Source organism: Streptosporangiales bacterium (assembly GCA_009379955.1).
Classification (GTDB): Bacteria; Actinomycetota; Actinomycetes; order Streptosporangiales; family WHST01; genus WHST01.
The window spans coordinates 1-7,533 of record WHST01000191.1 but is presented as its reverse complement, the minus strand read 5'-3'; the positions used below and the strand labels follow the sequence as shown (position 1 = coordinate 7,533).

At 70.4% G+C, this 7,533-nt stretch carries 3 protein-coding genes; 2 read left to right on the top strand and 1 reads right to left on the bottom strand.

The features are described 5' to 3' along the window. Positions 1-156 precede the first annotated feature (156 nt). On the bottom strand, positions 157-1,560 hold the full coding sequence (locus tag GEV10_31190) for a hypothetical protein (protein ID MQA82868.1): 1,404 nt from the start codon (positions 1,558-1,560) through the stop codon (positions 157-159). A gap of 721 nt (positions 1,561-2,281) precedes the next feature. On the opposite strand from GEV10_31190, the gene GEV10_31185 reads away from it, so the two are divergent. Next, complete coding sequence (locus GEV10_31185) at positions 2,282-5,809, top strand: FAD-binding protein (GenBank protein ID MQA82867.1); 3,528 nt, start codon at positions 2,282-2,284, stop codon at positions 5,807-5,809. Positions 5,810-5,899: 90 nt separating this feature from the next. After that, a complete protein-coding gene (locus GEV10_31180) occupies positions 5,900-7,399 on the top strand; it encodes a sulfatase-like hydrolase/transferase (protein MQA82866.1) in 1,500 nt (499 codons plus the stop codon). Positions 7,400-7,533 lie beyond the last annotated feature (134 nt).

Genomic DNA, 7,533 nt, shown 5'->3' with positions numbered 1-7,533 from the left:
GGGGCACCCCGACCGGGTCACGGCACGGTGAGGGGCACCCCGACCGGGTCACGGCACGGTGAGGGGCACCCCGACCGGGTCACGGCACGGTGAGGGGCACCCCGACCGGGTCACGGCACGGTGAGGGGTCCCCTCACGTGCTGGCCTGGCGTCCGGTCACAGCCAGCCGGGCACGACGAGAAGGAGCCAGGTGACCAGCGGCGCCAGCGCGACCATCGAGAAGCCCCACTGCATGAGGCGGCGGAAGACGAAGTCGCGCTGGTCCGCCGGGGCGTTGGCCACCACGAGCGAGCCGCTGGTGGAGAAGGGGCTGGAGTCGACGACCGACGACGAGATCGCGAGTGCGGTGATCAGGCCGATCGCCCCGACCTCGCCGCCCTGGAGGAACGGCACCGCGAGCGGGATCAGCGCGCCCAGGATGCCGGTGGTGGACGCGAACGCCGACACCACGCCACCGATGTAGCAGATCAGCACGGCCGCGACGAGCGCCACCCCGATGAGCGCCACCTGGTCGCCCAGCCAGTCGATGGTGCCCATGTTCTCCAGCATGCTGACGTACGTGACGATGCCGCAGACCAGCAGGACCGTGGGCCAGGCGACGTGGTTCACCGCGCCCTTGGTGCCCTTCGGGTCGACGAGTGAGAGCACCGCGGCGACCGCGAACGCGGTGAACCCGGGATCCAGCTCGAAGAACAGCGCACCGAACGCGACGAACACGATGCCGACCAGCGTCAGTACGCGGTGGACGTTCAACGACGGAGTCGGCTCCTCGTCCGACGACGTGTCGTCGGCCTCGGATGCCATCGTGGTCCCCGTCTGCGCACCGGCCGTCGTGCCGGTGGAGGTACCGGAACCACGACGCGAGGCGGGGTGCGGCTCGTCCTGGTCGCCGTCCTTCCCGAGGCTGACCGGGTTGCCCGCGCGGTCCACCACGGCGTCCCCGGTGTCACGCAGGCCGATGAGCCTGCGCCCGCCGAAGAGGAAGAACGTGATGACGCCGAGGACGACGTTGAAGACGAACGACGCGGCGAAGAGGAAGAGCGGGCTGCCGTCGAGATCGTTGCGCTGGACGACGCCGTTGGTGATGGAGCCGAAGATGGAGATCGGCGAGAAACCGCCGGCAGTGGCGCCGTTGATGACCATCAGGCCCATCAGCACCGGGTTGATGCGGTAGCGAACCGCGAAGCCGATGGCGAGCGGAGCGATGATCGCCACCGCTCCCGGCACGACGGCGCCGGCCGCGGTGATCACCGCGGTGATCAGGAACATGATCCACGGGATGTACGCGAGGTGACCGCGCACCGACGCGACCGCGGCGTGGACGACCCAGTCGATGGTGCCGTTGTTCCTCGCGATGCCGAAGAGGAACGTGACCCCGGCCAGGATGATGAACAGGTCGCCGGGGAAGCCGGCGGCGAGGTCGTCCACGGACTCGTGTGCCACGAACACGCCCACGATGAACGTCGCGGCGATCGCCAGCACCCCCATGTGGGCACCGAGCGTCGTCGCGGCCACGAAGATCGCCACCAGGACCAGGATCGCAATGAGCTCGAGCGCCATGGGACCGGTCTCCTGTCCCTGCAAATTGCATCTTATGGTGGGGGAATGCCGTGCATACCACCAGTTCCGGCGAGGACCCGTCAAGACCCATGCACGCTCCGACGTACCGAAATCAGGGGGAAGTACGCCGTATCCCCACGTTCAGCCGCGCGAGAGGACCGCACATGACCCGATCGACCGGCCGCCACTTCCTGCAGATCCCCGGCCCGACCAACGTCCCCGACCGGGTCCTGCGCGCCATCTCGGCACCGACCATCGACCATCGGGGCCCGGACTTCGCCCGCTTGACCCTCGACGTGCTCGACCGGCTCGCCCCGGTCTTCGGCACCGATGGTCCCGTCGTCGTCTACCCGAGCTCGGGCACGGGCGCCTGGGAGGCCGCGCTGGTCAACACGCTCAGCCCGGGCGACCGCGTGCTCTGCTTCGAGACCGGTCACTTCGCGACGCTGTGGCAGGCCATGGCCGGGACGCTGGGACTCGACGTCGACCTCGTTCCCGGCGACTGGAGGCACGGCGTCGACCCGGCGGTGGTGGAGCAGCGGCTCGCGGACGACGACGGGCACCGGGTCAAGGCCGTCTGCGTGGTGCACAACGAGACCTCGACGGGGGTCACCAGTCGGATCCCGGAGATCCGTGCCGCGATCGACGCGGCCGGCCATCCCGCGCTGCTGCTCGTCGACACCGTCTCCTCGCTCGCGTGCATCGACTACCGGCACGACGAATGGGGCGTCGACGTCACCGTCTCCGGGTCGCAGAAGGGACTCATGCTGCCGCCGGGGCTCGGCTTCAACGCGGTGAGCGACAAGGCCCTCGCCGCGTCACGCACCGCGCGACTGCCCAGGTCGTACTGGGACTGGGCGCCGATCGTCGCGGCGAACGCGAACGGCTCCTTCCCCTACACTCCGGCGACCAACCTCCTGTACGGGCTCCAGGTCGCCCTGGGCATGCTGCACGACGAGGGCCTGCCGAACGTGTTCGCCCGGCACGCCCGCCACGCCGAGGCGACCCGTGCGGCGGCGCGCGCGTGGGGGCTCGAGGTGCTGTGCGCGGACGAACGGGAGCACTCCGGCTCGCTCACCGCGCTCGTCGTCCCGCCCGAGCACGACGCGGACGCGGTACGACGAGTGGCGCTCGAGCGCTACGACATGTCGCTCGGCGCCGGCCTGGGCAGGCTCGCCGGTCGCGTCTTCAGGATCGGCCACCTCGGCCACTTCAACGACCTGATGCTCGCGGGAACGCTCGCCGGGGTCCAGCTGAGCCTCCGAGGCAGCGGCGTACCGGTCGCCGGCGACGGGATGGCCGCCGCGCTCGAACGGTTGGCGGAGCAGTGACCGGCTCCGAGCTTGAGCGCCTGCTGCGGCGTGACGTCGAGGGTGACGTCTGTTTCGACGACTACAGCAGGGCGTTGTTCTCGCGGGACGCCAGCATGTACGCGATCGAGCCGCTCGGCGTCGTGTTCCCCAGGCACGCCGACGACGTGGCAGCGACGATACGGGCGGCCGCCGCGTGTGGCGTCGCGGTCACGCCCCGGGGCGCGGGCACCAGCCTGGCCGGGCAGACCGTCGGGGCCGGCGTGGTCCTCGACTGCTCGCGCTACCTGGACCGCATCGTGGAGATCAACCCCGAGGCACGCACGGCAGTCGTCGAGGTCGGCGTCGTGCAGGACGACCTGAACGCCGCGGCCGCGCCGTACGGCCTGATGTTCGGACCGGACACCTCGACGAGCAACCGCGCCACGATCGGCGGGATGGTCGGCAACAACTCCGCGGGCAGCGGCAGCGTGCGCTACGGCATGACGATCGACCACGTCAGGGCACTCGACGTCGTGCTCGCGGACGGCTCACGTGCACGCCTCGAACCGGTGGACGAGGCGGAGCGCGCTCGGCGGGCCACCGCATCGACGCTCGAGGGCAGCCTCTACCGCGAGCTGCCTGAGCTGGTGCGTGCTCACGCCGGCGCGATCGCGACGGACTTCCCGCCGTACTGGCGCCGCGCCGGCGGCTACCGACTCGACCGGCTGGCCGGTGACGAGCCCTTCGACCTGGCGACGTTCGTCGTCGGCGCGGAGGGCACCCTCGTCGTGGCCACCAGGGCCGAGGTCGACCTGGTGCCGAAGCCGCGGCGCAGCGTCTTCGCCGTCGGGCACTTCGCGTCCGTCGCGGCGGCGATCGCGGCCACCGGCGACGCGTTGTCGTGCGACCCCGCGCAGGTCGAGATGATGGACCGCACGATCCTCGACCTGTCCAGGGAGAGGATCGACTACGCGGACCTCGGTGAGCTGCTGGTGGGCGACCCGGAGGCGTTGCTGTTCGTGTCCTTCACCGGCGAAGACGAGGACGCGCTCACCGGCCGGTTGGATGAGCTCGACCGGCTGTGGCGTGCGCACGGCCACGGTTACCACACCCTGCGTGCGGTGACCGCCGCCGACCGCGACGCCCTGCTCAAGGTGCGCAAGGCCAGCCTGGGCCTGCTCATGGCGGCGAGCCAGGGCACGCGCCGTCCCCTCGCCTTCGTCGAGGACACCGCGGTCGACCCGGCACACCTGGCGGCGTACACGGAACGGTTCCGCGACGTGCTCGACCGGCACGCCATGACGGCCGGCTTCTACGGCCACTGCTCGGTCGGCTGCTTGCACATCCGCCCGTTCGTCGACCTCACCGACCCCGAGCAGGTACGCCGCATGCGCGCGGTGTCCGTCGAGATCAAGGACCTCGTCCGTGAGTACGGCGGCGTCAACTCCAGCGAGCACGGGGACGGCCTCGCGCGCAGCGAGTTCAACAGGGAGATCTTCGGCGACGAGCTGTACGAGGCGATGCGCGAGGTCAAGCGGCTCTTCGACCCCGACGGCCGGATGAACCCGGGCAAGATCGTGGACGCTCCGCCGATGACCGACCACCTGCGCGACGCCGCGTTGCCACCGGCGCCCGCACTGCGCACGCGGCTGCGCTTCGACGTCGTCGGCGGCATGCGCGGAGCCGCGGACCGCTGCATGAACATCGGCGCCTGCCGCAAGAGCGCGCCGGGCGTGATGTGCCCCTCGTACATGGCGACCCGCCAGGAGGAGCACTCGACGAGAGGGCGCGCGAACGCACTCGTCAAGGCGCTGAGCGAACCCGACCCGGAGGCCGCGCTCGGCGACGAACGGCTGCACGAGATCCTCGACCTGTGCCTGATGTGCAAGGCATGCAAGAGCGAGTGCCCGCTTGGCGTCGACATGGCCGCGCTCAAGAGCGAGACGCTCGCCCACCACCACGAACGGCACGGCGTCCCGCTGCGCTCGCGGGCGTTCGGCGCCATCCGCACCCTGAACCGGCTGGGCGCGGCGTTCGCTCCGCTGTCGAACGTGCCGGGGCGCGTCGGACCTCTGCGGTCACTGCTCGCACGCACACTCGGGATCTCCACCCGGCGCCCGCTGCCGGCGTTCACCAGACGCACGCTGCCGCGGTGGTACGCCGGCAGGACGCGCCGGTCGGTGCCGTCCTCCGGCGGCCCGCAGGGACAGGGCACGGTCACGTTCCTCGCCGACTCGTTCACGACGTACTCCGAGCCCCTGATCGGGCAGGCGGCGATCGAGCTGCTCGAGCACGCGGGGTGGGACGTGCGGTTGCAGAGCACCGGCTGCTGCGGACGGTCCAGCCTGTCGAAGGGACTGCTCGACGACGCACGGGACAAGGCGTCGGACCTCGTCGCCGCGCTCACCGCCGGCAGTGAGCCTGGCACGCCGGTGGTCGGCTGCGAGCCGTCCTGCCTCTTCACGCTGCGGGACGAGTACCTCGCCCTGCTCCCCGACGACGAGCGGGTGCGCGACCTCGCCGGCCGGGTTCGGCAGGTCGAGGAACTGCTCACCGAGGCGATCGACGCCGGCCGCCTTCGGCTGCGGACGGACTCGTGGCCGGCCGGTCGACGGATCGTCTACCACGGACACTGCCACCAGAAGGCCGAGGTCGGTACGGCGGCGACGATGGCGCTGCTGCGACGCATACCGGGGGCGGAGGTCGTCGAGCTCGACGCCGGCTGCTGCGGGATGGCCGGGTCCTTCGGGTACGAGGCGGAGCACTACGACCTGTCCATGACGATCGGCCGGCAACGGCTGTTCCCGGCGATCGACGCCGAGTCGACCGACACCGTGCTCGCGGCGACCGGGGTGTCGTGTCGCCAGCAGATCCAGCACGGCACCGACCGGCGTGCGCTCCACCCGGTCGAGCTCGTCCGCGGTGCGTTTGGCCGTCGGGTAGCGGACCGCGAGTGAGCAGCCGCACCAGGGTGTGGCTGCGGGGACCCGTTAGTGTCTGGGGCCGAGGCCTTCGGGTCGGCACGACGAGACGAACGAGGAGACCGGATGCTGGCCAGGCCGTCGAGGAAGACGCTGTTGACGGCCGCGGCCGCAGTCGCCGTCCTGCTCGGTGCGGCCGGGATCGTCGTCACGTCGACGGGCCCGGAGTCGACCGCCGGGAGCAGGCCGAACATCGTGTTCGTGCTGACCGACGACATGGACTCCGGGCTGCTGCGCTACATGCCACAGGCACGGAAGCTCCAGGCCGACGGCGTGAGCTTCTCGAACTACACGGTGACCAACTCCCTGTGCTGCCCGTCCCGCGCGTCCATCTTCACCGGGCAGTTCCCGCACAACACCGGGGTCCTCACCAACAACCCGAGGAACGGCGGGTACGCGGCGTTCCTGCGAAATGACCTGGAGAAGGTCACCTTCGGGGTCGCGCTGCAGGAGCAGGGCTACCGCACCGCGATGATGGGCAAGTACCTCAACGGGTACGAGCCGCTCGGCCTGATGCCGGGCGCCGGGTACGTACCGCCCGGATGGGACGTGTGGGCCGTGTCCGGCAGTGCGGGTTACCGCAGCTTCGACTACACGGTGAACGAGAACGGCTGGATGGTCGGCTACGGGCGCGAGCCGGCGGACTACATGACGGACGTGCTCTCGACGAGGGGAAACGCCTTCATCCGCGACTCCGTCGACGCCGGAGACCCGTTCCTGCTGGAGATCGCCACCTACGCGCCGCACGGGCCGTTCACGCCGGCGCCTCGGGACGCCCACAAGTTCCCCGGGCTCGAGACACCCCGCGATCCCTCGTTCGGCGAGCCCGACGTGTCCGACAAGCCGAAGTGGGTACGGAACCAGCCGCGGCTCTCCCGCGCCGACATCGCCAGGAGCAACACGGACCACCGCAGGCGTGCGCAGTCGATGCAGGCGGTCGACAGGATGCTCGGGCGGCTGCGCGCCACCCTGGCGCAGACCGGTCAGGCGGACAACACCTACGTCGTCCTGAGCTCCGACAACGGCTTCCACCTCGGCCAGCACCGGTTGCTCACCGGCAAGAAGACCCCGTACAGCACCGACGTCAACGTGCCGCTGATCGTCGCCGGACCCGGCGTGCCCGCGGGGAAGACCCGGCAGCAGATCGCCGAGAACGTCGACCTCCACGCGACCTTCACCGACATCGGCGGCAAGCCGAGTGCGGGCACGGACGGTCGCAGCCTGCTGCCGATCCTGCGCGGCAGACCGGTCCGCGGGTGGAAGACGAGCGCGCTCGTCGAACACCATGGGCCGAACAACAACAGATCCGACCCGGACTACCAGCCGTCACGCAACGCGAACCCGCCCTCGTACGACGCTCTGCGCACCGCGACGTCCACCTACGTCGAGTACGAGACTCGTGAGCGCGAGTACTACGACCGCAGGCGCGACCCGTACGAGCTCACCAACATCTACGCGTCCCTGCCGACGGCGAAACGGCAGTCGTTGCACCGCCAGCTGACCGCGCTCCGCAAGTGCCGCGGGACCGCCGCCTGCACGAAGGCCGCCGGCGGCAGGTACCGCTAGATGAGTGATTCCTTGAAGGGCCTGGGCGCGTCGTGGCCGTGGATGTGGGGGAGGGTGTTCATGTTCGATGTGTGAGCAAAGATCTGAACACCCTCCTGACCGCACTGTACGTGTTGATCGACGATCACGTGGTT

What these genes read in the sequence shown, in the direction of transcription:
- GEV10_31190 (MQA82868.1), bottom strand. Translation starts at nt 1,560, where the DNA reads ATGGCGCTCGAGCTCATTGCGATCCTGGTCCTGGTGGCGATCTTCGTG.
- GEV10_31185 (MQA82867.1), top strand. Translation starts at nt 2,282, where the DNA reads ATGGGGCGTCGACGTCACCGTCTCCGGGTCGCAGAAGGGACTCATGCT.
- GEV10_31180 (MQA82866.1), top strand. Translation starts at nt 5,900, where the DNA reads ATGCTGGCCAGGCCGTCGAGGAAGACGCTGTTGACGGCCGCGGCCGCA.